This window comes from uncultured Shimia sp. (assembly GCF_947498095.1).
Classification (GTDB): Bacteria; Pseudomonadota; Alphaproteobacteria; order Rhodobacterales; family Rhodobacteraceae; genus Shimia.
Genome location: NZ_CANMJE010000008.1, coordinates 150,306 through 173,538 on the forward strand (window position 1 = coordinate 150,306; position 23,233 = coordinate 173,538).

General features: G+C 56.7%; 25 protein-coding genes. 8 read left to right on the forward strand and 17 right to left on the reverse strand.

The annotated features are described in order from the left end of the window. The first annotated feature begins 50 nt into the window (after positions 1 to 50). The 4 genes from Q0932_RS14545 (at position 51) to Q0932_RS14560 (ending at position 3,052) form a co-directional block, all read left to right on the forward strand. Positions 51 to 800 (forward strand): alpha/beta hydrolase, encoded by a 750-nt coding sequence (locus Q0932_RS14545; RefSeq protein WP_299354530.1) that lies wholly within the window; start codon positions 51 to 53, stop codon positions 798 to 800. 8 nt (positions 801 to 808) lie between these two features. Beyond that, entirely contained in the window at positions 809 to 1,792 is a 984-nt protein-coding gene (locus Q0932_RS14550) for an alpha/beta fold hydrolase (RefSeq protein ID WP_299354533.1), read from the forward strand. 24 nt (positions 1,793 to 1,816) lie between these two features. Continuing rightward, positions 1,817 to 2,254: a VOC family protein gene (locus Q0932_RS14555; protein WP_299354721.1), complete on the forward strand. Its 438-nt coding sequence runs from the start codon at positions 1,817 to 1,819 to the stop codon at positions 2,252 to 2,254. An 87-nt stretch (positions 2,255 to 2,341) separates the two neighbouring features. After that, positions 2,342 to 3,052: an alpha/beta fold hydrolase gene (locus Q0932_RS14560; protein ID WP_299354536.1), complete on the forward strand. Its 711-nt coding sequence runs from the start codon at positions 2,342 to 2,344 to the stop codon at positions 3,050 to 3,052. A 44-nt stretch (positions 3,053 to 3,096) separates the two neighbouring features. On the opposite strand, the gene phaZ is transcribed toward Q0932_RS14560, so the two are convergent. After that, positions 3,097 to 4,392 (reverse strand): polyhydroxyalkanoate depolymerase, encoded by a 1,296-nt coding sequence (phaZ, locus tag Q0932_RS14565; RefSeq protein WP_299354539.1) that lies wholly within the window; start codon positions 4,390 to 4,392, stop codon positions 3,097 to 3,099. A gap of 107 nt (positions 4,393 to 4,499) precedes the next feature. Here phaZ and phaC point away from each other — a divergent pair, with 107 nt between their 5' ends. The 3 genes from phaC to phaR all read left to right on the forward strand — a co-directional run bounded on the left by phaC (position 4,500) and on the right by phaR (position 7,565). After that, complete coding sequence (phaC, locus tag Q0932_RS14570; RefSeq protein ID WP_299354542.1) at positions 4,500 to 6,293, forward strand: class I poly(R)-hydroxyalkanoic acid synthase; 1,794 nt, start codon at positions 4,500 to 4,502, stop codon at positions 6,291 to 6,293. A gap of 130 nt (positions 6,294 to 6,423) precedes the next feature. Further along, positions 6,424 to 6,873 carry a phasin family protein gene (locus tag Q0932_RS14575; RefSeq protein ID WP_299354545.1) on the forward strand — a complete coding sequence of 150 codons (450 nt, stop codon included), beginning with the start codon at positions 6,424 to 6,426 and terminating at the stop codon, positions 6,871 to 6,873. A gap of 149 nt (positions 6,874 to 7,022) precedes the next feature. Beyond that, positions 7,023 to 7,565 (forward strand): polyhydroxyalkanoate synthesis repressor PhaR, encoded by a 543-nt coding sequence (phaR, locus tag Q0932_RS14580; RefSeq protein ID WP_299354548.1) that lies wholly within the window; start codon positions 7,023 to 7,025, stop codon positions 7,563 to 7,565. Positions 7,566 to 7,681: 116 nt separating this feature from the next. Here the strand turns inward: phaR and Q0932_RS14585 are convergent, their stop codons facing one another. The 5 genes from Q0932_RS14585 to Q0932_RS14605 all read right to left on the reverse strand — a co-directional run bounded on the left by Q0932_RS14585 (position 7,682) and on the right by Q0932_RS14605 (position 13,934). Continuing rightward, entirely contained in the window at positions 7,682 to 8,899 is a 1,218-nt protein-coding gene (locus Q0932_RS14585; RefSeq protein ID WP_299354551.1) for an aminotransferase class I/II-fold pyridoxal phosphate-dependent enzyme, read from the reverse strand. Between the two features lie 152 nt (positions 8,900 to 9,051). Next, a complete protein-coding gene (locus tag Q0932_RS14590) occupies positions 9,052 to 10,359 on the reverse strand; it encodes an FAD-binding oxidoreductase (RefSeq protein WP_299354555.1) in 1,308 nt (435 codons plus the stop codon). Between the two features lie 88 nt (positions 10,360 to 10,447). Further along, positions 10,448 to 11,806 carry a glutamine synthetase family protein gene (locus Q0932_RS14595; protein WP_299354558.1) on the reverse strand — a complete coding sequence of 453 codons (1,359 nt, stop codon included), beginning with the start codon at positions 11,804 to 11,806 and terminating at the stop codon, positions 10,448 to 10,450. Further along, positions 11,806 to 12,486, reverse strand: a complete 681-nt coding sequence (locus Q0932_RS14600) for a type 1 glutamine amidotransferase (protein ID WP_299354561.1) — start codon at positions 12,484 to 12,486, stop codon at positions 11,806 to 11,808. The genes Q0932_RS14595 and Q0932_RS14600 overlap by 1 nt, the downstream gene beginning before the upstream one ends. Positions 12,487 to 12,617: 131 nt before the next feature. Beyond that, positions 12,618 to 13,934: a glutamine synthetase family protein gene (locus tag Q0932_RS14605; RefSeq protein WP_299354564.1), complete on the reverse strand. Its 1,317-nt coding sequence runs from the start codon at positions 13,932 to 13,934 to the stop codon at positions 12,618 to 12,620. 219 nt (positions 13,935 to 14,153) lie between these two features. On the opposite strand from Q0932_RS14605, the gene Q0932_RS14610 reads away from it, so the two are divergent. Then, on the forward strand, positions 14,154 to 14,576 hold the full coding sequence (locus Q0932_RS14610) for a hypothetical protein (protein ID WP_299354569.1): 423 nt from the start codon (positions 14,154 to 14,156) through the stop codon (positions 14,574 to 14,576). A 21-nt stretch (positions 14,577 to 14,597) separates the two neighbouring features. On the opposite strand, the gene Q0932_RS14615 is transcribed toward Q0932_RS14610, so the two are convergent. The 11 genes from Q0932_RS14615 to Q0932_RS14665 all read right to left on the reverse strand — a co-directional run bounded on the left by Q0932_RS14615 (position 14,598) and on the right by Q0932_RS14665 (position 23,222). Beyond that, entirely contained in the window at positions 14,598 to 15,404 is an 807-nt protein-coding gene (locus Q0932_RS14615) for an ABC transporter permease subunit (RefSeq protein ID WP_299354571.1), read from the reverse strand. Beyond that, positions 15,401 to 16,285: an ABC transporter permease subunit gene (locus Q0932_RS14620; RefSeq protein ID WP_299354574.1), complete on the reverse strand. Its 885-nt coding sequence runs from the start codon at positions 16,283 to 16,285 to the stop codon at positions 15,401 to 15,403. The genes Q0932_RS14615 and Q0932_RS14620 overlap by 4 nt, the downstream gene beginning before the upstream one ends. Before the next feature lie 135 nt (positions 16,286 to 16,420). After that, positions 16,421 to 17,131: a transporter substrate-binding domain-containing protein gene (locus tag Q0932_RS14625; protein WP_299354576.1), complete on the reverse strand. Its 711-nt coding sequence runs from the start codon at positions 17,129 to 17,131 to the stop codon at positions 16,421 to 16,423. A gap of 31 nt (positions 17,132 to 17,162) precedes the next feature. Beyond that, complete coding sequence (locus Q0932_RS14630; protein WP_299354579.1) at positions 17,163 to 17,939, reverse strand: ATP-binding cassette domain-containing protein; 777 nt, start codon at positions 17,937 to 17,939, stop codon at positions 17,163 to 17,165. A 141-nt stretch (positions 17,940 to 18,080) separates the two neighbouring features. After that, entirely contained in the window at positions 18,081 to 18,824 is a 744-nt protein-coding gene (locus tag Q0932_RS14635) for a PhnD/SsuA/transferrin family substrate-binding protein (RefSeq protein WP_299354581.1), read from the reverse strand. After that, positions 18,821 to 19,258 carry a TerB family tellurite resistance protein gene (locus Q0932_RS14640; RefSeq protein WP_299354584.1) on the reverse strand — a complete coding sequence of 146 codons (438 nt, stop codon included), beginning with the start codon at positions 19,256 to 19,258 and terminating at the stop codon, positions 18,821 to 18,823. The genes Q0932_RS14635 and Q0932_RS14640 overlap by 4 nt, the downstream gene beginning before the upstream one ends. An 86-nt stretch (positions 19,259 to 19,344) precedes the next feature. Continuing rightward, entirely contained in the window at positions 19,345 to 19,761 is a 417-nt protein-coding gene (locus Q0932_RS14645) for a TerB family tellurite resistance protein (protein ID WP_299354587.1), read from the reverse strand. Next, complete coding sequence (locus Q0932_RS14650; RefSeq protein ID WP_299354590.1) at positions 19,761 to 20,054, reverse strand: DUF1330 domain-containing protein; 294 nt, start codon at positions 20,052 to 20,054, stop codon at positions 19,761 to 19,763. Before Q0932_RS14650 ends, Q0932_RS14645 begins: the two co-directional genes overlap by 1 nt. 32 nt (positions 20,055 to 20,086) lie before the next feature. Beyond that, positions 20,087 to 20,791 carry a hypothetical protein gene (locus Q0932_RS14655; protein WP_299354593.1) on the reverse strand — a complete coding sequence of 235 codons (705 nt, stop codon included), beginning with the start codon at positions 20,789 to 20,791 and terminating at the stop codon, positions 20,087 to 20,089. A gap of 79 nt (positions 20,792 to 20,870) precedes the next feature. Beyond that, positions 20,871 to 21,533, reverse strand: coding sequence for a hypothetical protein (locus tag Q0932_RS14660; protein ID WP_299354596.1), 663 nt, complete (start codon positions 21,531 to 21,533; stop codon positions 20,871 to 20,873). 45 nt (positions 21,534 to 21,578) lie between these two features. Then, positions 21,579 to 23,222, reverse strand: coding sequence for a CTP synthase (locus Q0932_RS14665; protein WP_299354599.1), 1,644 nt, complete (start codon positions 23,220 to 23,222; stop codon positions 21,579 to 21,581). Positions 23,223 to 23,233: the final 11 nt, after the last annotated feature.

A 23,233-nucleotide genomic window follows, 5' to 3' on the forward strand; every position in this document is an offset into this window, starting at 1 on the left:
AAGGCCGCGTCGCGAAGGCTAAGGTCGCGTCAGACAACAAGGGATCGACAATGAGCGTCACGCAATTCTTTGACAGCCCCCAAGGGCGTCGCATCGCCTATCACAAAAGTGGAACCCAAGGGCCTACTGTGGTTTTTCTGGGGGGGCTGAAATCCGACATGGAAGGCACCAAAGCCGTGTATCTGGAGGCCTGGGCACATAAGCGCGATCAAGCGTTTCTGCGGTTTGACTACTCCGGGCATGGGGAAAGTTCTGGCACATTCGAAGACGGGTGCATCGGCGACTGGCACGAAGACACGCTGGCGGCCATAGATGCCCTGACCACGGGACCACTGATTGTGCTTGGCTCCTCGATGGGGGGCTGGCAGGCGCTGTTGCTCGCGCGGGCAATCCCTGAGCGTATCGCGGGCATGGTCACAATCGCCGCCGCACCAGATTTTACTGAAGACAGTTATTGGGCGGGTTTCACAGACTCGCAGAAACAGGCCTTGGATGTTGTCGGCCACGTGGAATTACCTTCGGATTACATGGAGCCCTATATCATCACCCGTCGGATGATCGAAGACGGCCGCAAAAACCTGGTTCTGCGCGCGCCTCTGGCGTTGCCTTTCCCGGTTCGCATGTTGCAAGGCACCGAAGATACGGCGGTCGACAGGGATGTGGCGCTAAAACTGTTAGATCATGCCGAAGGCGACGATATTCGACTGACTTTGGTGAAGGGTGCGGACCATAGGTTCTCTGATGAGACTTGTCTGAAGCTGATCGAAAAGAGCGTCGAGAAGGTCATTATGCGAGGATAAGTTGTAGAATGCGAACATTTGGGCGTTTTTTGGGACGGAGCCTTCTGGTCCTTGTTCTGGCCAGTCTCGCGCTGTGGATATTCGGGCCATACGAGCGGATTTCGGTTGTGCCGAGCCATGACCCTGCGGCCATCGGCGCGGATGTCGAAGCGTATCTCGCCGCGCAAGAGGCAGAGATTTCCGACATAACACCCGGAACCGAAAAACGTGTCATTTGGTACGACGAGCCGGGTACAAAAACGCCACTGTCCATTGTCTATGTGCATGGATTTTCGGCCACGTCCGAAGAAATCCGACCTGTGCCTGACATGGTGGCCCGGGAATTGGGGGCGAACCTGCACTACACGCGGCTCGCGGGGCACGGACGTCCGGGGGGGGCCTTGGCCAAAGCCAGGGCGCAAGAGTGGATGACCGACATGGCCGAGGCACTTGAGATTGGGCGGCGCATTGGTGATGAGGTCATCGTGATCTCAACTTCAACAGGGGCGACCTTGGCCGCCGAAGCCGCTTTGCAGCCCGCAATGATGGAGCGTGTCAAAGGGCTGGTGATGATTTCGCCAAACTTCCGGATCAATGACCCGACGGCTGGTGTGCTGACCATGCCCGCCGCCCGCTATTGGGTGCCAGTAGCTGCCGGAAAAACCCGGTCATGGGAGGGGCAGAACGAGGGCCATAACACTTACTGGACCACAACCTATCCGACAGAAGCCCTGTTTCAGATGGCAGCACTGGTTCAACATAGCGTTGCGCAGGATTATGGTGCGGCGACACATCCCGTTCTGTTCTGGTTCTCAGATGCGGATGGGGTTGTCGATCATGCCGCGACGCGCGAGATTGCCGGGCAATGGGGTGGCCCAGTGACATTGGAAGCGCGGACGCTTGGTGAGGGCGATGATCCCTACAATCATGTCATCGCGGGCGACATACTCTCCCCCGGTCAAACGCAAATTACCACAGTAAATATTATTAATTGGATCAACAATTTAACATGAAAGGCTCATTTGATGAGTGAAACAATGCAGCCGCGTGTGAGCTTGATCACGCTTGCGGTCGACGATCTGGAAAAGAGCGCTTCGTTTTACGAGGCGCTTGGTTGGAAACGGGTGGAAAGTCCGGATGGTGTGATTGCATTTGATTTGATTGGCCAGACGCTAGGTCTTTATCCCAAAGCGGCGTTGGCGGATGAATTGGGCATCGAGACACAGGACATTGGCGGGTTTTCTGGCATAACACTGGCCCACAATCTCCGCGAGAAAGAGCATGTAGCGCCATTGTTGGCGAAGGCCGAAGCGGCGGGGGCGAAAATCCTCAAGCCTGCGCAGGACGTTTTCTGGGGTGGGCACCACGGGTACTTCGCAGACTTGGATGGGCATATTTGGGAGATTGCGTGGAACCCGTTTTCACCTTTGTCCCCTGGAGGCGCGTTCCGGTGGACGGGTTACGCAGAGTCATAATCCGCCGAAGCGCTTGACGGGGCTTGCGACTGGACCGACACTGACACCGCGGGCAACGGACCCCGCGTAAGGCAAAAGGCAAGCACCATGAGCGAACCGCTGGTTCTCTTACCCGGTATGATGTGTGACGCGCGGTTGTTTGGACCGCAGATTGCGGAGCTCTCTTCGGAGTTTGTCGTGACAGTCGCCCCAATCACCCAAGGTGAACGTATCGAAGAGATTGCCTCGTCGATCCTGTCGCAGTTACCAGCGAAATTTGCGCTGGCAGGGCTGAGCATGGGGGGGGTCGTCGCGATGGAGATCCTTCGCCGGGCGCCTGACCGCGTCACGCGCGTGGCCTTGATGGACACCAACCCGCTGGCGGAAACCCCACAGAGTTCAGCTGCTTACGAGCCGATGATCGTTGGTGCGCGGGCAGGGCGGCTGGAGCAGGTTCTGACCGAGTTCATGCGGCCTGAGTTTCTGGCGCCGGAACCTCAGCGCACAGAGGTTTTGGCGCTTGTGCGCGAGATGGGGTTGTATCTGGGGTCGGACGTCTTTGTCCGGCAAGCCCGAGCGCTGCAACGTCGGCGCGATCAGCAGGGCACATTGCGGCGTTGCAAGGTGCCCGCATTGGTTCTGTGTGGCGAATACGATGGTCTGACGCCGCCGAAACGCCACAGTTTCATGGCCGAATTGATCCCCTATGCTGAGCTGATGGTCATCAAGAATGCCGGTCATTTGCCGACACTCGAACAACCCGCAGCCACAACCGAGGCGTTGCGGACCTGGATGAAACAACCCTTTGTTCTGCAATAAAAAAGGGGCCTGAACGGCCCCTGATTTTCATGAATTGTGCCGCCTTACGCCGCGGCGTTTTTGTTTGCTGGCTTCTTGGCAGCTTTGGCTTTTGCTTTAGGCTTGGGCGCTTCGGCGTTGGCGTCGATAAACTCAAGCACCAAAGGCCGGATGTTGTTGCGCCAGCTCTTGCCAGCGAAAATGCCGTAGTGACCGGCGTTTGGCTCAACATAGCTGGCCTTTCTATCGTCCGGCAGACCGGTGCACAGATCAAGTGCCGCCACACATTGTCCGGGAGCAGTGATGTCGTCTTTGCCACCTTCAACAGTTTTTACGGCGACCGTCGTGATCTTGCCGATATCGACCTTGCGGCCCCCGACGACAAACTCATTGTTGGCGATCTCACCGTTTTTGAAAATACGCTCCACTGTCGATAGGTAGAACTCGGCTGGCATGTCCATGACCGCCAGATATTCATCATAGAACCGGTTGTGGGCGTCGTGGTCCGACGCTTCGCCGCGTACGACGCGCTGAATTTGGTCCTGGAACGCTTTTGAATGGCGTTCGCCGTTCATCGACATGAAGGATGCGAGCTGAAGCAGGCCGGGATATACCATGCGACCAACGCCGGGGTACTTAAAGCCGACGCGCTGAATCATCATCTCTTCGAGCTGGCCCATCGTCACGCGATGGCCAAAGTCGGTCACATCCGTCGAGGCAGCATTGGGATTGATCGGTCCGCCAATCAGGGTCAACGAGCGTGGCTGTGCATCAGGGTCTTCGCCCGCGAGGTAGGCCGTAGCCGCCAGTGTCAGTGGCGCGGGCTGGCACACGGCGATTACATGCGTGTCCGGGCCCATTTCTTTCAGGAAATCAACCAGATACAGCGTGTAGTCCTCGATGTCGAATTTGCCTTCGGACACAGGAATGTCACGCGCATTATGCCAGTCTGTCACGTAGACTTCGCAATTTACGATCAGGCTTTTGACTGTTGAGCGCAGCAGGGTGGCATAGTGACCGGACATCGGGGCAACCAACAGGATCTTGCGCGGTTGCGTCTCGCGACCGGCAACATTGAAGTGGATCAGATCGCCAAACGGGCGTTCAACCACGGTTTCAATATTGACCAGATGGTCCTTGCCGTCTTCACAGGTAAAGGTGCGAATACCCCAGTCGGGTTTGACCACCATGCGCTGGAACGTACGCTCAGTAACTTCGCCCCAGGCGCGCATCCACTCCAACGCAGGGTTGGGCATAAGCGAAAAAACCGGGTACGATGCCATGGCAAGGGCAGATGCGCCCATCCACTGGTTGGTATTGCGGACGGTGTCCATCCAATCATACGTGGCCATGTATCGCATGGGCGTCTCCTGTTTTACCGGGTATTGAGAGCCCGGAAATTCGTTTGCCCTGTTAAGAGCCATGGGTTTATGCTGCGTAGCAGCGAGAATAGGACCAATTTTTGAATATGACAACTAAAGAGAATGCCGAAAGCGCGAATCTGGACAAAATGAACGCCAATCTTGCGCGCGTTGAAGAGTTGTCGGCACGTCTGGTCGACGTGATGACGCGCCGTAAACCACTGCGCACGGAATTGAACGCGCCAGACGGCGAAGTCTTTGTAAACGCTGCAAATGCTTACGTTCAGGCGATGATGCAGGACCCGGGGAAGATGTTCGAACATCAACTGGAGTACTGGACCAAGTCGGTGCGGCATTTCGTCGATGCTCAAAATGTCTTAATGCACGGCAAGCTGGAAGCAGCCCCCGATGACACCCCCACGGACCGGCGTTTTTCCAATCCTTTGTGGCAGTCTCACCCCTATTTCAACTTCATCAAACAGCAATACATGCGCAACGCAGACGCCATTCGGCAAGCGGTTTCGGATATTAAGGGGATTGAAGGCAAGGATAAGCAGCGGCTTGAGTATTTCTCGCAGCAGATCATCGATATGATGTCGCCGACGAACTTTCTGGGGATGAATCCGGACGTTCTGGAGAAAGCGATCGAGACCGAAGGCGAATCGCTGGTGAAAGGGTTGGAGAACCTGATTTCCGATCTTGAGGCCAATAACGGCGAGCTGGTGGTGCGTCTTGCCGATGAAAGTGCCTTTGAAATAGGCAAGAACATCGCGACCACGCCGGGCAAGGTGGTGTATCGCAATCGCATGTTCGAGCTGCTGCAATACAGCCCGTCTACAGAAACAGTGCATGAGATCCCGCTGATCATCTTTCCGCCCTGGATCAACAAATACTACATTCTGGATCTGAAAGAGCAGAACAGCATGATCAAATGGGCGGTCGATCAGGGCTACACTGTCTTTATTGTGAGCTGGATCAACCCGGATCGCACGTACCGAGAGGTGGGGCTGGACGAATATATCGAAGATGGTTTCCTGACCGCGATCGACGAGGTCAAGAAGCTCACCAGCCAAAAACAGGTTAATGCCGTAGGCTACTGCATTGCGGGAACGACCTTGCATCTGACGTTGTCCCTGATGAAACAGCGCGGCGACAAGTCGGTCAAAAGCGCGACGTTCTTCACGACGCTGACGGATTTTGGCGATCAGGGTGAGTTTACGCCGTTCCTTGGCAATGACTTTATTGACGGGATTGATGATGAGATCGAAGACGAAGGGCTGCTGCGCTCATTTATCATGCAGCGCACATTCTCGTACTTGCGATCCAACGATCTGGTCTATGGGCCTGCAATCAAAAGCTACATGATGGGCGAGGCGCCTCCGGCGTTTGACCTTTTGTATTGGAATGGCGATGGATCTGGTTTGCCGGGTAAGATGGCGCATCAGTATTTACGTGAACTTTGCCAGGAGAATGAATTCGTCGGTGATGGCATCGAGCTGTGCGGCGAGCGGTTGCATATCTCGGATGTGGACGTGCCGTTGTGTTCAGTCACCTGTGAGACCGATCACATCGCGCGCTGGAAAGATTGCTATCACGGGTTCCAACAGACCAAGAGCCGCTCAAAGACATTCATTGTTTCTGAGTCCGGCCATATCGCTGGCATCGTGAATCCGCCCTCGAAAAAGAAATACGGCCACTACACCAACAAGGACGTTAAAGGCACTGCCGACGACTGGATGGCAGGGGCCACGTTCAACGAAGGCTCGTGGTGGCCGGTTTGGGATAAGTGGCTTTCGGCCAAGTCTGGCAAGCAGGTTTCGGCCCGCGAACCCGGTGATTCGGAGCATCCTGTGCTAGAAGATGCCCCCGGAACCTACGTTCGGGTTCTCGCAACACGCTGATTTTAATAGAAAATCAAAAATTATTCTGCAGTGCAGCAAAAAAATCTTGAAATGCTGCGCTGCAGAAAGCATATTGTTGGCAGGATACAACAGCGGGTTGGCCCCGCGAGATCACTTAAGGAACTGTCAAATGGCTAAAACTCAAGATATGACCGCGATGCTGAAAGACATGATGGGCGCATTCCCCGTTGATACTTCGGCAATGGAAGATGCATTCAAAAACACCGCATCTTTGAACGAAAAACTGACTGGTGTTGCTCTGGACGCCGCCGAGAAATCTTCGGAAATCTCGTCGAAATGGACCAAAGACACCCTGGCGAAACTGGCCGACATGTCGAAAGCCAAAGCTGAGCCAGCCGACTATGCCAAAGCGATGACCGATTTCGCTTCTGCTCAGGCTGAAGTTGCTGCTGAAAACATGGCTGCCTTCGCTGAAGTTGCGAAAAAAGTTCAAATGGAAACTGTTGAACTGCTGATGGCTGCTGGCAAAGACGTCACCGAAGAGGCGACTGCTGCTGTTAAGAAAGCCACCAACGACGTGACCACGGCTGCTAAGAAAGCAACCGCGAAAGCGAAATAAGAAAAACGCGAAATTGCGGCGCCTCCCTCCTCCCTGATGGTGCCGAATGCGTGGGCGAGCCAATGGCTCGCCCTTTCTTTTTGTTTCCTTTTTTGCTGCACTCGCATAGACTTTGCTGCAACGCGCAAAAAACTCTTGGGGAGATGCATGTGGCCGAAGACAACAAACCGCTTCTGATCAAGCGTTATGCGAGCCGCCGGCTCTATAATACCGAGACCAGCGATTACGTGACGCTGGACGATATTGCCGGATTTATCCGTGATGGCCGCGAGGTCCAGATCGTCGATCTTAAGACTGGCGACGACTTGACCCGCCAGTACCTGCTGCAAATCATTGCTGAACATGAAAGCCGTGGTGAAAACATGCTGCCGGTTAATGTGCTGAATGATCTGGTGCGCAGCTATACCAACCAAGCACAAAGCATGATGCCGCAGTTCCTGCAGGCCTCGTTCGATATGTTCCGGGACGGGCAGGAAAAGATGATCGGTGGTGGCATGAAAATGCCTGGCCTCGAAGTGATGCAAGCGCAGCAAGAGGCGTTTATGAAGGCGTTGACCGGCGGCTTGGGTGGCTGGACCGGCGGTGCTGGGGAACCTGAGGCGACCAAAGAGAAAGCCGAAGAAGGCGAAGACCTCGACGATATTAAGAAACAACTGGCCGAATTGCAGTCCAAGCTTAACAAGATGAGCTAAGCAAACGTCAGCACAAACAACGAAAAGCCCCGGTCCTGTGACCGGGGCTTTTGTTTTGCGGCTAACCAGATTTTCGGTAAGGCTTGGGCAGTCAGTCGCTTGCTGGACGGTTGTCTCTATGTTCCATAGGCGCGGGCTTGGCCCATGACATCTTCGGCAGCGCCGGTCAACGCGCCTGCGATAGTATCCAACTCATCGCGCTTCAGCCGTGCGGGCAGGCGCACATCACACGCTTTCATCAGCATGGCGCGGGTCTGCGGCAACTCGGGCAGGTCCTTGATGAATTGCCAGTTCCAAAAGGCGCGGGCGTTGTCTGTGGACTGACCAAAGACCTGCACTTTGACGCCGCGCTGGTTTGCCGCCGCCTGAAAGGCGAGGATCTGATCGTTGTCCAAGCCCACCAGGTTGAACTGAATCGAATCCGGCGCGCGATCTTCTGCTGCGAGCTTATCCGGCACAGCCAGCCAAGGTGAGGTGTTCAAGAGGCCCGCGACGTAGTCGTGATTGGCGCGACCGTCACGCACCCGGCGCGGCACTTCGGTCAGTTGCGGGCGGATGATTGCCGCGGACAGGTTATTGAGCCGCAAATTATAAAGCGGCAATTGGTTCTGCCATTTCGCAAAGGCCGCTTGCAGGTCGCCCGCGTTGTCGCCCTCGGGGGCTTTGTGCTTTTGCCAGTTATGCTCATATGCGCCGGACATGATGACCGCGCGTGCCACAAGATCGGCATCGTCAGTGACCAGAATGCCGCCTTCGCCGGCATTGACCAGCTTATAGGACTGGAAGGAAAAGCATCCAACGCGCCCAATGGTGCCGATCTTGCGTCCATGCCATGTGGTGCCAAGACTGTGCGCGGCGTCTTCGATAACGGGGATGTCACGGGCGTCGCAAAGCGCCATGATCGCATCCATATCCGAGGTATGTCCGCGCATGTGGCTGATGATGACGGCAGAGATGTTGTCATCCAGCCGTTGCTCAAAATCAGCCACGTCGATGCGATAGTTTTCGCCCACTTCGCACAGCACGGGCACACAATCCGCGTGTGCCACCGACGAGGGTACGGCGGCAAATGTGAAGCCGGGGATCAGCACCCGCGCATCGCGGGGCAGGTTGAGGGCCTTGAGCGACAGGAACAGCGCTGCAGAACAGGACGAAACCGCCAGTGCGTATTTCGTTCCCATCATCTCGGCAAATTCGGATTCCATCAGCGAAACAGGGGCATCCTGCGGCGCAGTGTACCGAAACAAGTCGCCAGATTGCAAAAGGCGTTCAACCTCGGCTTTGGCGGATGCGGGGATGGGCTCGGCGTCATAGACATTCGGCGGAAGTGTCATAGATTTCACTTTGCTTAATTAATGCTTTGGGAAATATAAATAGAGGGCGAGGCAAAATCCAGCCCCAACATCCCAAGAACCATGACGTTTCCATGAAAAACCCCACGGCCAGAGGGCCGCGGGGCGAATTTCCGCGCATCAGGTGAGCTGCGTCAGAACCCAAGCCGATCGCGCAGGGAAAACCACGTCATGGCCAGAACCAAAAGGGGGGTGCGCAACCCGGCGCCACCTGGGAAAGCCGGGGCTGGAACACGGGCCATCGTGTCAAAGCCTTCGCTTTGTCCTGCAATCGCCTCGGCCACCAGCATGCCGGCATGGGTTGCGGTGCCGACGCCATGACCAGAATACCCCGACGCGGTGATCACGCTGGATCCGAGACGCGCAAAAAACGGCATGCGTTTCATGGTGATGCCCAATGTGCCACCCCAGGCATAGTCAATCTCGATATCGGCAAGCTGTGGGTAGATCTCGGTCATGGGCTTGCGCACCACAGCGGCAATGTCTTCGGGGAAGCGGTAGCCATAGGTCTCACCACCGCCAAACAACAACCGCTTGTCATGACTCAGCCGGAAATAGTTGATCACGAATTTGCTGTCGGCAATGGCCAAGTCGCGGCGCAGAACACCGTCCAGTTCTTCGTCGCTGAGCGGACGGGTCGCTGCGATATAATTGTTGATCGGCATAACCCGCGCGGCCACCTTGCGCTCGAGGTTGCCGAGGTATCCATTGCAGGCCAGCACCACATGTTCGGCAACAACGCGGCCCTTGTCGGTCTTGACGACATTCGGACTGCCTTTTTGCACCCCGTGCACATGGGTGTTCTCATAAATCCGAACGCCAGCCGCTTTGGCGGCACGGGCCAATCCCAAGGCATAAGCCAAGGGGTGCAAATGCCCCGCAGACATGTCCAGCGATCCTCCGACGTACTTGGGTGACGGACAGATGGCCTGCATCTGGTCGCGATCCAGCGTTTCGATCTGGTCATAGCCGTATTCATTCTGCAGATGTTCGACATAGCGGTGTTCCGAGCGCACATCCCGATCGCTGAAACAGGCATGTGCGATGCCCGGCTTCAGATGGCACTCAATATCGTGCTTTTCGATCAATCCCTTGGTCACCTGCTTGGATTCTTCCGCCAACAGCCAGAGCTTGTGTGCGTCCTCAATGCCTAAGAGGTGTTCAATCTCGTCCTGCTCCATGCGCTGGCCCGAGCCCAACTGGCCGCCATTGCGTCCCGAGGCGCCAAACCCAACGCGATGAGCCTCAATCAAGGCAACGTCATAGCCGCGCTCGGCCAGATGCAAAGCGGTCGAAAGTCCGGTGTAGCCCGCGCCGACCACACAAACATCTGCCTTGGTCTCCCCGCGCAACGCGGCAAACGGCTCGAGCTGTGTTGCCGTGGCAGCGTACCAGCTGTCTGGATACTGGCCTTGTTTGTCATTGGAATAGAGCAGGTTCATGGCAATCCCCCTTGCCTTCATTTTGGCAAAAATACTCGCGCCGCAGGCTTCAGGCGCCAAAGCGCCCGAAAACCTGACGTGCGGCGGATCATACGTTCAACAGAAGATGCTCGCGCTCCCAAGGAGAGATCACGCCCAGGAATTCTTCGTATTCCGTGCGCTTCACGATCGAATAGACACGGGCGAATTCTGGTCCCAAAACCTCATGCAGGTCTTTGGCTTCATCAAAGATATCCAGTGCTGCGCTCATTTCGCGCGGAATATCCTCTTCGCCTTCATAGGCATCACCTTTGAACTGCGCGTCGGGGCGTTCCTTTTCCATCATCCCAAGATAGCCGCAGGCCAGCGAGGCCGCGATCGCCAGATAGGGGTTACAGTCCATTCCGGCCAAACGGTTTTCAACCCGGCGGGCAATGGGTTTGGAGATCGGGATACGGATACCGGTGGTGCGGTTGTCACGCGCCCATTCCAGATTGATCGGGGCCGCGTGATCGCGCACGTAGCGACGATATGAGTTTACGTAAGGCGCAATCAATGGGATCGCGGCGGGCATATGGTTCTGCAAGCCGGCGATAAAGTGAAAGAACGCGTCCGTATCTCCACCCTGTGGCCCGGAAAAGATGTTTTCCCCGGTCTCAATGTCGATAACCGAGTGGTGGATATGCATCGCACTGCCCGGTTCATCGCTGATGGGTTTGGCCATGAACGTGGCATAGCAGTCGTGACGCAGGGCTGCCTCGCGGATCAGCCGCTTGAAGTAGAACACCTGATCGGCCAGCGCGATAGGGTCGCCGTGCAACAGGTTGATCTCAAGCTGACCTGCACCGCCTTCTTGGGTGATCCCGTCGATGTCGATGCCTTGCGCTTCGGCGAAATCATAGATGTCGTCGATTACGGGGCCGAACTCATCCACTGCGGTCATCGAATAGGCCTGACGTGCGGCCGCCGGACGACCCGAACGTCCCATCATCGGCTCGATCGCTTTGGCGGGGTCGATGTTGCGAGCGACGAGGTAAAACTCCATCTCAGGCGCGACAACGGCCTTCCAGCCTTTCTTGGCATAGAGGTCAACAACCCGCTTCAGAACATTGCGGGGGCTGTATTCAATAGCGTTGCCCTCCACGTCGTAGGCGTCGTGGATGATCTGCAGGGTCCAGTCCCCTGTCCAGGGGGCTGCCGTCGCAGTGCTCCAATCGGGGCGTAGGACCATGTCCTTTTCGATAAAGCCTTCATCGCCAGCGGCTTCGCCCCAGCCACCGGTGATGGTCTGGTAGAAAATCGAATCCGGCAGGTGAAAGAACTCCTGTGTGGCGAATTTCTTGGCAGGCACGGCCTTGCCGCGGGCAATGCCCGGCAGGTCCGAGACGATGCATTCAACCTCGTCGAGTCGTTTGCCGTCGATATAGTCCAGTGCAGCCTGCGGGATATTTTTCATCCAATTGGCCATTATGCACGCTCCTTGCGGAAGAAATCCGCCATTTGATCTGCGAAGGTTTCGTTTGCCAGGGGTTGGTCAAGCCTTGTCTCCGCTTCGTCCAGCTGATCCTGTGGGACAACGCCTTTGCCGCGGGTGTTGATCAGCCCGTCGATAAAGGCTGCGCCAAATTCGGGGTGGGGCTGGATCGTCAGGATCTGATCACCATAGATCAGGGCGGCGTTTTCGCAAAAGTCATTGCTGGCCAGCACGACCGCGCCCTCAGGGCGTTCGGTCACCTGATCCTGATGCCAGGCGTTAAAGGCCATCTCGACGCCGCCAAAGTCATAAGTCTGACGCCCAACAGCCCAGCCGCCTGCAAACTTCTCAACCTTGCCGCCCAAAGCCTGAGCAATGATCTGGTGGCCAAAGCACACACCGATCAGCGGATCTCCAATATTTGCAATCTCGCGAATTAAGTCTTCAAGCGGAGGGATCCAGTCATGATCCTCGTAGGCCCCGTGCTTCGAGCCGGTGATCAGCCAGCCATCCGCGTCCTCGATTGAGGCCGGGAACTGATTGTCCACCACGCTAAAGACTTCAAATTCAAACCCCTGGTCTCCCAGAAGCTTCACGAACATTTCGCCATAATCGCCGAGATCTTCTTTAAGCTCGTCCGGGGAATGGCCGGTTTGCAGAATACCGATTTTCATATGTCACCGATTTTTTGATCAAATTAAGCCTAACCGAGCGAATCGCTTCCCGCAAGAGGGCGCAAATCGCCGGTCTCTCTGGTGTCGTCCTTCCGCGCATGGGCTGTCGCCCGGTGCTTGCGCAGAAGGGCTCAGACTCTTTCGAGGTAGAGCTTCCAGTGGTCTTTTTCAGGCATCTCGGCCAATTTGGCCAGTTCCTGTCGCTTGGTCATCACAAGGTTTTCGATGAGCTGCGCAGGCAGGCAACGGGCAATGAAAGCATCGCTTTCAAAGCGGTCAATGGCCGCGCGCCAGTCTGGTGCCAGCTGCGGCAGGTCCAGATCATAGGCATTGCCGGTGATTGGGGCAGGGGGTGTCAGCCCCTCTTCGATGCCTTCGATGGCGGCACCCAGAACACAGGCCAGCATCAGGTAGGGGTTGATATCGCCGCCGGCCACACGATGTTCGATCCGGCGCGCCTGATGCGGACCACCGGGTATGCGGATTGCAGCTGTGCGGTTTTCATAGGCCCAGCACGCGCCCGTCGGTGCATGGGCGCCAGGCACCAGTCGATCATAGCTGGGGCCATGCGGGGCAAAGATCAGGGTCGATGCCGGCATGGCCTGCACACAGCCCGCAACCGCTTGTAAAAGGGTTTCAGTGCCTTCGGGCCCGCCATTGTCAAAGACGTTGTCGCCGTCGCTGTCCAGCACGGAGAAATGAACATGCATACCGTTTCCGGCATCGTCCAAATAGGGTTTCGCCATGAAACTGGCGGCCATGCCGTGCTTGCGCGCGATACCGCGCACGAGGAATTTGAACAACCAGGCGTCGTCTGCGGCACGAAGGGCAGCCTGATGGGTCAGGGTTACTTCAAACTGGCCCAGACCGCTTTCGTTGATGATGGTCTGGACCGGCAGGCCCATTGCGGTGCATCCGTCATAGAGCTCGGTAAAAAAAGCATCGAACGCATCAAGTTCATCCACGGATAGAATATCTGGACCAAACAGGCGTTGATTGCTGCGCGGATCACGCGGCGGTTTGGGACGCTTGCCGTTGGGATCAACCAGGCTGAACTCCATTTCGGTCGCCGCCATCACGGACCAACCCCTTGCCTCGAAGCGCGCCAAAACAGCAGCCAAAGCCTGACGCGGATCACCAAAGAAGGGGCTGCCATCTTCCAGATGCATCGTCAGTGGTACCAACGCCGAGGGAGTGCCCAACCAAGGCATCGGCACAGGACCACGATCTGTCGGGTACAATATGCCGTCAGCATCGCCGGTCTCAAACACCAGTGGAGAGTCTTCGACATCTGCGCCCCAAACGTCGACGTTCAGACAAGAGAGCGGCATACGAATGGCGCCTTTGGCCAGCTTGGCGCCATATGAGGCTGGCACGCGTTTGCCACGCATCTGGCCGTTAAGGTCGGATGCGGCAACGCGAAGGGTCGAAAACTGGCTCAGGTCCATGTCGTGGCTCCGGTGGAATTTGTCCGTTTTTAACTCAGTGGTCCGGCTCTGTCCATAATTTGATCAAAAAATGGACTCGCACTGTGTGAAGCCGCTTTCTCACACAAATGTGTTGACCGATCCTATCGTCTGCACGCCATACTATTCCATGTAATTGATTGTATGTCGCGTCGGTGCACCTGGCCGTCGCTGAAACAGGTTTCATGGGAGATTGAACCAATGACAACTTTATCCAGACGCCAGATGATGACCGCCGTGGTGGCGGCAACCGCTGCAGCTGCGATTGTGCCAGTCGCAGCTATGGCGCAAAACAGCATTCCCGATCCCAAGGCTGGCATGGGCCAGATTGTATTTTATCGCTCTGGCTCGACGGCTGGGAGTGCGGTGCGCTTCACCATTCAGGATGCCAACGGCAAGACCGTGGCCGACCTTAAGCGTGGCGCGGTGAACGTGGTCGACGTACCACCCGGCGACAACTTTTTTAGAGTGCCCGAGGCCAACAACACCGAGGGCACCATTAAAGTGGCGGCAGGGCAAACCCTCTATATCCGCTGCTACCTTAACGCGGCGACCTTCTCAGGAAAGCTGCAGTTCGAAGAAGTCTCGAAAGAGCGTGCCTATAAAGATCTGCGCATCAAATAAACTGTATTAAGCGGTTTCGCCTTAACGAATGATGTTGGGGCGGAACCGCATTTTGGCCTTGGCCTCTTGTGGCAGGTGCCGGTTCAACCGGTTGTTCACCAACCCAAACACCCCAACCACGATCAGTGTCAGTATGATGAAATACATCGCCAGGATTGGGTAGGGGATGAACGGGTTGAACGTCTTATCGGCAAAGTAGCTGGCGTAGTACAAGGCGTCTCCGCGCTGTCCCAGTACCGGGAAGCCGGAAAAGAACACCAACGTGGTCGCGTGAAACAGAAAAATCGCTTCGTTCGTATAGGCAGGCCAAGCTAGGCGCATCATTGTCGGGAAGACGATCCGACGGAACCGCGACCACCCAGACATGCCATAAGCATCCGCTGCCTCTGTGTCGCCCTTGGGGATCGACAACAGCGCGCCGTAGAAGATTTCGCCGGAATAGGCGGCGGTATTGCAGAACAAAACCACCAGAGCGCCTAACCAAGCGGCTGTAAACGGCGACAGGAACGGCACGGATTGTTTCAGCGAGAGAAACACGAAATAGGCAAAGAAGAACTGAATAAAGAGCGGTGAGCCGCGGAAAATGAAGATGAACCATTCCGACGGCTTGCGAAACAAAGGGTTGGCCGAGTTCTTGCCAACCGCCAGCGCCGTGGCAAAGAAGAACCCGGTGATCAGAGCGATTGCACCGAAGTAGATATTCCAGAACATGCCCGAGCCGATCAGCGTAAACTGTTGGCATAGGGTAAAGTCGGTTTTGGGCAGCAGACGTTCACCGATGCCAATCGAGCGCAGCGCATAGTCCTGAATGGTGACCCAACAACTCATGCCTCGGCCCTCCGCTGTGCTTCTCCGCCTGCGGTGGCCTGCCCGTGGGTCAAACGCTTCATGATGCGCTCGAGCACCACTTCCGAGACCTTAGTAAAGGTGAGGTAAAAGACCAGCAGCGCAAGGAAGTACCACATGCGCCAGTCACCGTGCGGATAGTCCGTAAAGCGGGCGTTTTTGGTGCCGCCCAGTTCACGCGCCCAATAGACAATGTCTTCGACGCCCAAGAGGAACAACAGCGGTGTGGCCTTGATTAGCACCATCCACAAGTTCGAGAGGCCAGGCAGGGCGTAGACCCACATTTGCGGCACAAGAATGCGCCAAAAGGTCTGGCGGCGGGTCATGCCATAGGCCTCGGCGGTTTCAAGCTGCGCGCGTGGAACGGCGCGCATGGCGCCAAACAGAACGTTGGCGGCAAAGGCGCCAAAGACGATGGCAAAGGTCAGTACAGCAAGGAAAAATGCATAAGTCTCGTGCACCCATTGCGGTGATTCAGACAGCGGCAATTTGGCGGCGGTACAAACGACAAAGTCATTGCCCTGCCGGATTGGTTCAGACCAGTCGGGGCATTTCACCTTGTGGCGCATCCACTCGAAGCCCTGATCCAAAGCGATCACAAAAAACATGAAAAAGGCGATGTCCGGAACGCCGCGCACGATCGAGGTGTAGCCTTTGCCCAGCCAGCGCAACGGTGCGATGTGTGATCGCGCGGCGGTGGCGGCTGCAAACCCGAACATCAGTGCAACAGGTGCGGTGATCGCCAGCAAAACAAGGACCGTGACTACCGAAATATAGAGCCCCATATGCTTGCCGGTCGTGAGGTAGCAAGACAGCCACATCATCCCCTCGAGCGTGTCGGGTTCCGTACAATAGGAAAACATCTATCGGTCTGTCCTTGTCCCTTGTGCGCACTCGGCTTTTTTTTGAGGCTCGGTTTCGTATGGCCTCGTGCCGAGGTGCAATCGGGTCCGCAAGCGTGGGGCTTGCGGACCCGGAAAATCCCATGTGGGATCAGATTACCACTGAGAAGATACTTCCCACTTGGCGATCAATGTGTTCAGCGTGCCATCGTCTTTCATCGACTGGATGGCAGCGTCAAACTTGGCGCGCAGCTCTTGATCCGACTCGCGGACGCCCATGCCAACGCCGCCACCGATCATTTCGGTGCGTTCAAGCAGAACAAGACCGTCCGAGCCCACGACCGTGTCGAGGAAGCTCTGGTCAGCCAGAACGGCGTCGGCTTCGCCGTTACGAACGGCAGCAACTGTTTCTTCGGGTGTGGCGAACTCGATCAGGGTCCAACCTTTTTCAGCGATAAAGGCCGCTTGGATTGTCGCAGCCTGTGCTGCAATCACGCCACCTTCAACGTCCAGACCGGCGTCAAGCGCGGCAAATGCCGAAGGGTCCGGGGGCGTGTAGGCTTGGGTGAAGTCGATGACTTCATCGCGCTCTGCAGTCACCGACATGCCAGCGATGATGGTGTCATAGTTGCCTGAGACGAGGTTGGGAATGATTGTGTCCCAATCGTTCTTGACCCACTCACAGGTCAGCTCAGCGCGCTTGCAAAGCTCGTCGCCCAACTCGCGCTCAAAGCCGTCAATTTCACCGGCATCGTTGACGAAGTTCCACGGTGCATAAGCACCCTCGGTGCCCATACGCACCACGTCTGCAGTTGCAAATCCGGCGGCCAGCGCCAGAGCTGCAGTGCTGAGGATCAGTTTTTTCATAGTCTTACTCCCAGTAGTTTGGTCTTGGTTTTTAATGGTCTGCAGTGGCTGACAGAAAGCCTTGCAGCCGTTCAGATTTGGGTGAGCCGAACAGACTTTTCGGATCACCTTCTTCTTCGATGAGGCCCTGATGCAGGAACACGACGTGGTCGCTCACATCATGGGCCAATTTCATATCGTGCGTCACGATCAGCATGGTGCGGCCTTCTTCGGCCAGCGACTTGATCACGCGCACCACTTCTTGTTCCAGTTCTGGATCCAATGCCGAGGTCGGTTCGTCAAACAACAGCGCTTCAGGTTCCATGCACAAGGCGCGCGCGATGGCGGCGCGCTGCTGCTGGCCGCCAGAAAGCTGCGCAGGATAGACATCGTGCTTGTCGGAAATCCCCACCTTGTTCAGATAGGCATGGGCCGAAGCTTCGACCTCTGCGCGGTCGCGGCCCAGAACAGTCAGGGGTGCTTCCATCACATTTTGCAAGATGGTCATGTGGGACCACAGGTTGAACTGTTGAAACACCATCGACAGGTTGGTTCGAATGCGCAGCACCTGTTTGGCATCAGCCGGGTGACGCCCGTGGCCTTCGCCCTTCCAAGTGACCGGCTCGCCTTTGAACAGGATGTCGCCCTGCTGGCTGTCTTCCAAAAGGTTGGCGCAGCGCAGGATGGTCGACTTGCCCGATCCAGAGGATCCGATCAATGAAACAACGTCGCCGCGATGGGCCTTGATATCCACACCCTTGATGACCTCAAGGTCACCATAAGCTTTGTGCAGATTGCGAATTTCCAGAACAGGGGTCGTGTCAGACAAGTTGGCAGGCTTTATATTATTGGGTCCGGTCCCCATAAGGGGCGAAAAAATGAGCAATTGCAACTTGCAAAACGGTTGACCCTAGGAGAGATGCATCAAAGTGGACGCCCTGCCTGCCGAAACGGCAGTCACCCTGATGCCTTAAAGGGCTTCGGGCGAAGCCGGGGTTGCCACCGCGAGGTAGGCACTGGCAGGGATCTGGACCAATCCTTGCAACCCCAGAACCGCGCGATCCGCATCTGACATGTGGGCGATGGCATGGCTAAGGGCCGCGCGGATCTCGGTCGGGTTTTGTCTGGGCCCGGTGATAAAGGGCAAAGTCGGTGTAGGATTAGTGCGCCCAATGACATGCAAGTCTTTGGCAAAACTATCGTAGCGAAGGATCATTTCCCAGGTCAGCGCGTCTAGTGAGGCAAAGTCCGCGGATTTTTCTGCGACCGCCCGTGCGGACAGATAATGCGCGTCAGTTTGCAGCCGTGTTTCAGGCGTGTGGCCCAGCGCAGTCAGATGGGCAATTGGCGCCGCCCAGCCCGATTGGGACATGGGTTCGTTATAGGCAAAAGTCCCTGTGCAGAGCGTCGAAAGCGACGCCTGCGCATTGTCTTTATGGGTGATCAAAACGCTGAAATAATGTCCGGCCGGACAGTCTGGCAGCCCATAATCCGGCGTTGCGACCAGTTGAACTTGCCGATGCAGGCGTACGCGATAGGGCATGCCGCAGGTCTGAGCAAAGACCAGATCGGGGTCAGTCCATATCTCAAAGTAGTCCCGCTCACGATCCAAAGTGGCCGGGCCATAGCCCAATTGCGTGCGCACGGAGAGCCAAAGGCGATCATTGGCGTCCCGAGTTTCGGGGCGATCATACATGCCCAGCATGGCCGTCATGCGGCGCTGACCCTTTGACGCGCCAGGGCGCTGTCGCGGTCGTTGATGCCCAAAAGGTTGGCTGCCAAACGCACAACAGCGTCTTCTTCGGCGTCGCGTACGCCGTCTGCCAGCACCACGCGCCACAGGGCTTCGATTACCCGGGTTCGTTCATCGTGGGGTACCGCATCTTTGATCGCGCGGGTAAAGCGCACAGTATCCGGGGCATCGGCCTCAACCGCTTCACCTTCGCGGCGCAGGGCGGCGGCCTCAAAAGGTGATAGGGCGTATCGTCTGGCCAAAACCTTGTCGATCTGGTCCATTTCCTCGCCTGAGTAATGCTCATCGGCGCGGGCAATCCGCACCAAAAGCGCGGTCAGAGCCAGTCGCTCATCATCCACGCTGAGGCCCTGTTCGGCGCCAGCGCTCAATCTTTTGAAAAAACCTGCAATCATATCATCATCCGATCTAGGCACTGTCGCGGGATAGTCAAATCCGCCTGTTTGGGAAACGCTGGAATAACCTGCAGAAGGTCATGCCCTTAGATGGGCCGATCCTCGGGTTTGATGCCAAAGATCTTTTCAATCTCTAACAGGGTTTCGTCCTCTTCGGGCGCATGGTCGCCATCAGCCATGATCACGCGCCACATGGCTTGGATCATCTCAAGCCGATGCGGGTAGTCCACGGTCTGGCGAATGAGCAGCGCAAAATCCGGCGTGCCGGGGGCCTGCGCTTCGAGCTTTTCGCAGGTGGCCCTCATCTTGGCGGCCTCAATCGGGTTCAGGCTAAAGCTGTCCGCCAGAATCCGGTCGATTTCACCGATCTCAACGGCGTCATAGTGATGGTCAGACTTAGCCACACGCACCAGTAAGGCGCCAAGTGCCAGATGTTCGTCAGGCTCGGGCAGGGCGGGGGCTTCGGGTTTGCCCTTAAGGCGTGCAATCAGGCTTTCAAACATCAGCCGTCATATCCTTCGACGATGACCAACTCACCTTCGGACACGTTGATACGCAGGGCGCGCGCCTCTTGGTATTCTGGAGAATGGTAGCATTCTACCGCGACTTCATAGCTGGGGAATTCGATCACCACATTGCGCGAGCGGGCGTCGCCCTCGACCGCTTCGAAATTGCCGCCGCGGGTCAGGAACCGCCCGCCGAATTTCTGAAACGCAACCCCGTTGGCTGCCACGTATTTCATGTATTGATCGATGTCCTGAACGTCGATGCGCCCGATCCAATAGCCTTTGGCCATCTGCGTGTCCCCCTTGGTTATTGTGTGCCACCTTAAAACAGCATGCGCTCAATCTGAAAGAGGATATCGTCCAAGGCAATCCCTCCGGGGTCGGTATTTGTTATCATGATGCCCGCGACATGCGGCGGGGAGAGTGTTCGAAACCCATGTTCCGAGACGCCTTCGCCGGGATGAATGGACGCGCGCCCGATCAGATTCCCTTGTCGGTCAAAGACATGGACAACCACAGAGCCACGCATCGAGGCTTGCCCCAAGGGGCTGTCATAGGCGGCATGAAGGCGAAAGCCGAACGCAGGTTGATCGTGGTCAAACAACACCGCAAACGCGCCTTCACCGCGCCCGGAAATGTCCTGAAATCCCAGCGGGCCAAGCGGCAGGACGGCATTGGAGCCAAACCCCCGATGATGGGCAATCGAGAGGTTGCGCCACGGGGCGCCCGTACGAAGTGTCAAAGGGGCACTGGCCTGTGGCTCTGAAAGCGTGTCGTGGGGTTGACCGGTTTCACTCGGCGCAGACCCCAAGGTCTGGCCGGCAAAATGCTCGCCCACCCACGCGCCTTTGAGCCGCATCAGGTGATCAAAGTTGAACCCCGGCTCAGACCGCTGCGGCAGTGTCTCAAAGGTCAAAACCGAAGAAAGCTCTTTTTCCAGATCGGCATAAGGCACCGGGAGGATGTCGGCCCATACAGGCGCGCCGAAGGCCTGACCAAAACATAGAAGAACTCCGAGGAACCGCATTGGGCAAGGCTAGCCAATCAGCGGGCGCGCGAAAAGGCTGGATGCCTCCGGCGGGAGTATTTTGGCAATACGAAGGGGTTTAATGCAAAAGGCTGAGGATTGCCGCTTTGTCGAATTTCAGATTGTCGAGAGCGATGCCTTCGGGATCATTGTTGGTGAGCAAAAGACCCGCGATATCGGTTTGCTCATCACTGCGCAGAAACCCATGTGTGGATTCGGACAAGGGACCAATCCTGTGGGTGTCCAGTATGCGCCCATCGCGAGACAGGAACCGAAGGGTGGCGTGTCCCTGTTCGCCGCCACGAATATCCAGGGCAATGGCGCTTTGGTCATAGTCAAAGATCATCGCAATCGCGCCTTCACCCACGGCTTCGGTCTTGGGGAAACCACGCGGGCCGTGGCCCTGCAGCACCGAGGTTCGCATCAGCCGCAGGATACCCAGAGCCTGTCCGGGCGCGCCGGGCAACAGGGTCAGGGGTGCGCTGGCCGGGCCGGGAACAACGTCAAAATCACCTTCGGCCTCAAGCGGCTGACCGACAAACCGCTCGCCGAACTGCACGCCGTTTTGTTCGAGAATACCGTCGATCTTGCGCCCGATGCCAAAGGACGAGGGCAGGTCGTCAAAGGTGATGTGACGCGACAGGATCAGGCTCTCGGCAGGCACAGGACAAACCGGCCGCTCGCAGGCCCACGCGGGCAGGGCGGTCACAACAGTCAGGCAAAATGCAAACAGGCTGCGCATGACCCTTAGCCTAGCGCAGCCTGTGCAGTTTTCAAAATTTTTGGGTCAGACCAGGCGCGAGTTATCTTTTGCAGCGCGCACGAAATCTTTGAACAGAGGGTGCGGATCGAAGGGTTTTGATTTCAGTTCGGGGTGAAACTGAACCCCGATAAACCACGGATGATCCTTCCACTCTACAATCTCGGGCAGGCGCCCGTCCGGTGACAGACCTGAGAAATGCAGGCCACATTTCTCCAGTTTGTCGCGATAGGTCATGTCGACCTCGTAGCGGTGGCGGTGACGTTCGTCGATGGCGGTGCCGCCGTAGACTTCGGCCACTTTGGAACCCTCGGTCAGGACCGCGTCATAGGCGCCAAGACGCATGGTGCCACCCTTGTCATCACTGGCCTTGCGCGTGACTTTGGCGTTGCCCTGAACCCATTCTTTCAGGTGATAAACCACAGGCTCAAAACGTTTTCCGCCGGCTTCATGGTCGAACTCTTCCGAGCCAGCCGTGGTGATGCCTGCCACATTGCGGGCGGCCTCGATCACGGCCATCTGCATCCCGAGACAGATCCCCAGATAGGGGATACCTCTTTCGCGGGCAAACTGCGCGGCCTTGATTTTGCCTTCGGTGCCGCGTTCGCCAAAGCCGCCGGGAACCAGGATCGCATCGTAGCCTTCGAGGTAAGGTGCGGCGTCGGTTTTATCGAACACTTCCGCATCAACCCATTTGACGTTCACTTTGACACGATTGTGCATGCCGCCATGGGTCAGTGCCTCTTTGATCGACTTATAGGCGTCTTCCAGTTGGGTATACTTGCCGACAATCGCCACATTGACTTCACCATCGGTGTTTTGGATACGGTCGGCCACGTCTTCCCAAACCCGCAGGTCGGGTTTTGGGGCAGGAGCAATGCCAAAGGCATCCAGAACCGCCTGATCCAGCCCTTCGTGATGATAGGCCAACGGAGCCTCATAGATGGACTTGAGGTCATAGGCCGCGACAACGGCCTCTTTGCGGACGTTGCAGAACAGCGCGATCTTGCTGCGCTCTTTCTCGGGGATTGGTTGTTCCGATCGGCACACAAGGATGTCCGGCGCGATCCCGATGGATTGCAGTTCCTTGACCGAGTGCTGTGTTGGTTTGGTCTTCAATTCACCGCTTGCCGCGAGATAAGGCAGAAGTGTTAGATGCATGAAAATGCACTGGCCACGCGGCTTGTCGTGGCTGAACTGGCGAATGGCTTCAAAGAAGGGCAGGCCTTCGATGTCGCCGACGGTGCCACCAATCTCGCAGAGCATAAAGTCAACTTCGTCATCGCCTATGTTGATGAAGTCTTTGATCTCATTTGTGACATGGGGCACCACCTGAATGGTTTTGCCCAGATAATCGCCGCGACGTTCGCGTTCCAGCACGTTGGAATAAATGCGCCCGGATGAGACTGAGTCGGTCATGCGGGCCGGAACGCCAGTGAAGCGTTCATAGTGGCCGAGGTCCAAATCGGTCTCGGCGCCGTCGTCGGTCACGAACACTTCGCCATGCTCGAACGGCGACATCGTGCCGGGGTCAACGTTGAGATAAGGATCAAGCTTACGCAGCCGAACCGTATATCCGCGCGCCTGTAAAAGCGCGCCCAAAGCTGCTGACGCCAGACCTTTGCCTAACGACGAAACAACACCACCCGTAATGAAAATATATCGCGCCATAGGCTCGCGAT

Excerpts from the sequence above, each read along its gene's own strand:
- Q0932_RS14620 (WP_299354574.1), bottom strand. The coding sequence starts at position 16,285 with ATGTTTTCCTATTGTACGGAACCCGACACGCTCGAGGGGATGATGTGG.
- Q0932_RS14610 (WP_299354569.1), top strand. The coding sequence starts at position 14,154 with ATGACAACTTTATCCAGACGCCAGATGATGACCGCCGTGGTGGCGGCA.
- Q0932_RS14650 (WP_299354590.1), bottom strand. The coding sequence starts at position 20,054 with ATGGCCAAAGGCTATTGGATCGGGCGCATCGACGTTCAGGACATCGAT.
- Q0932_RS14585 (WP_299354551.1), bottom strand. The coding sequence starts at position 8,899 with ATGACACTTCCGCCGAATGTCTATGACGCCGAGCCCATCCCCGCATCC.
- phaC (WP_299354542.1), top strand. The coding sequence starts at position 4,500 with ATGACAACTAAAGAGAATGCCGAAAGCGCGAATCTGGACAAAATGAAC.
- Q0932_RS14655 (WP_299354593.1), bottom strand. The coding sequence starts at position 20,791 with ATGCGGTTCCTCGGAGTTCTTCTATGTTTTGGTCAGGCCTTCGGCGCG.
- Q0932_RS14600 (WP_299354561.1), bottom strand. The coding sequence starts at position 12,486 with ATGAAAATCGGTATTCTGCAAACCGGCCATTCCCCGGACGAGCTTAAA.
- Q0932_RS14555 (WP_299354721.1), top strand. The coding sequence starts at position 1,817 with ATGCAGCCGCGTGTGAGCTTGATCACGCTTGCGGTCGACGATCTGGAA.
- Q0932_RS14645 (WP_299354587.1), bottom strand. The coding sequence starts at position 19,761 with ATGTTTGAAAGCCTGATTGCACGCCTTAAGGGCAAACCCGAAGCCCCC.
- Q0932_RS14615 (WP_299354571.1), bottom strand. The coding sequence starts at position 15,404 with ATGAGTTGTTGGGTCACCATTCAGGACTATGCGCTGCGCTCGATTGGC.
- Q0932_RS14605 (WP_299354564.1), bottom strand. The coding sequence starts at position 13,934 with ATGGACCTGAGCCAGTTTTCGACCCTTCGCGTTGCCGCATCCGACCTT.
- Q0932_RS14640 (WP_299354584.1), bottom strand. The coding sequence starts at position 19,258 with ATGATTGCAGGTTTTTTCAAAAGATTGAGCGCTGGCGCCGAACAGGGC.
- Q0932_RS14550 (WP_299354533.1), top strand. The coding sequence starts at position 809 with ATGCGAACATTTGGGCGTTTTTTGGGACGGAGCCTTCTGGTCCTTGTT.
- phaZ (WP_299354539.1), bottom strand. The coding sequence starts at position 4,392 with ATGCGATACATGGCCACGTATGATTGGATGGACACCGTCCGCAATACC.
- Q0932_RS14560 (WP_299354536.1), top strand. The coding sequence starts at position 2,342 with ATGAGCGAACCGCTGGTTCTCTTACCCGGTATGATGTGTGACGCGCGG.
- Q0932_RS14625 (WP_299354576.1), bottom strand. The coding sequence starts at position 17,131 with ATGAAAAAACTGATCCTCAGCACTGCAGCTCTGGCGCTGGCCGCCGGA.
- Q0932_RS14660 (WP_299354596.1), bottom strand. The coding sequence starts at position 21,533 with ATGCGCAGCCTGTTTGCATTTTGCCTGACTGTTGTGACCGCCCTGCCC.
- Q0932_RS14545 (WP_299354530.1), top strand. The coding sequence starts at position 51 with ATGAGCGTCACGCAATTCTTTGACAGCCCCCAAGGGCGTCGCATCGCC.
- Q0932_RS14590 (WP_299354555.1), bottom strand. The coding sequence starts at position 10,359 with ATGAACCTGCTCTATTCCAATGACAAACAAGGCCAGTATCCAGACAGC.
- Q0932_RS14665 (WP_299354599.1), bottom strand. The coding sequence starts at position 23,222 with ATGGCGCGATATATTTTCATTACGGGTGGTGTTGTTTCGTCGTTAGGC.
- Q0932_RS14595 (WP_299354558.1), bottom strand. The coding sequence starts at position 11,806 with ATGGCCAATTGGATGAAAAATATCCCGCAGGCTGCACTGGACTATATC.
- Q0932_RS14575 (WP_299354545.1), top strand. The coding sequence starts at position 6,424 with ATGGCTAAAACTCAAGATATGACCGCGATGCTGAAAGACATGATGGGC.
- Q0932_RS14635 (WP_299354581.1), bottom strand. The coding sequence starts at position 18,824 with ATGACGGCCATGCTGGGCATGTATGATCGCCCCGAAACTCGGGACGCC.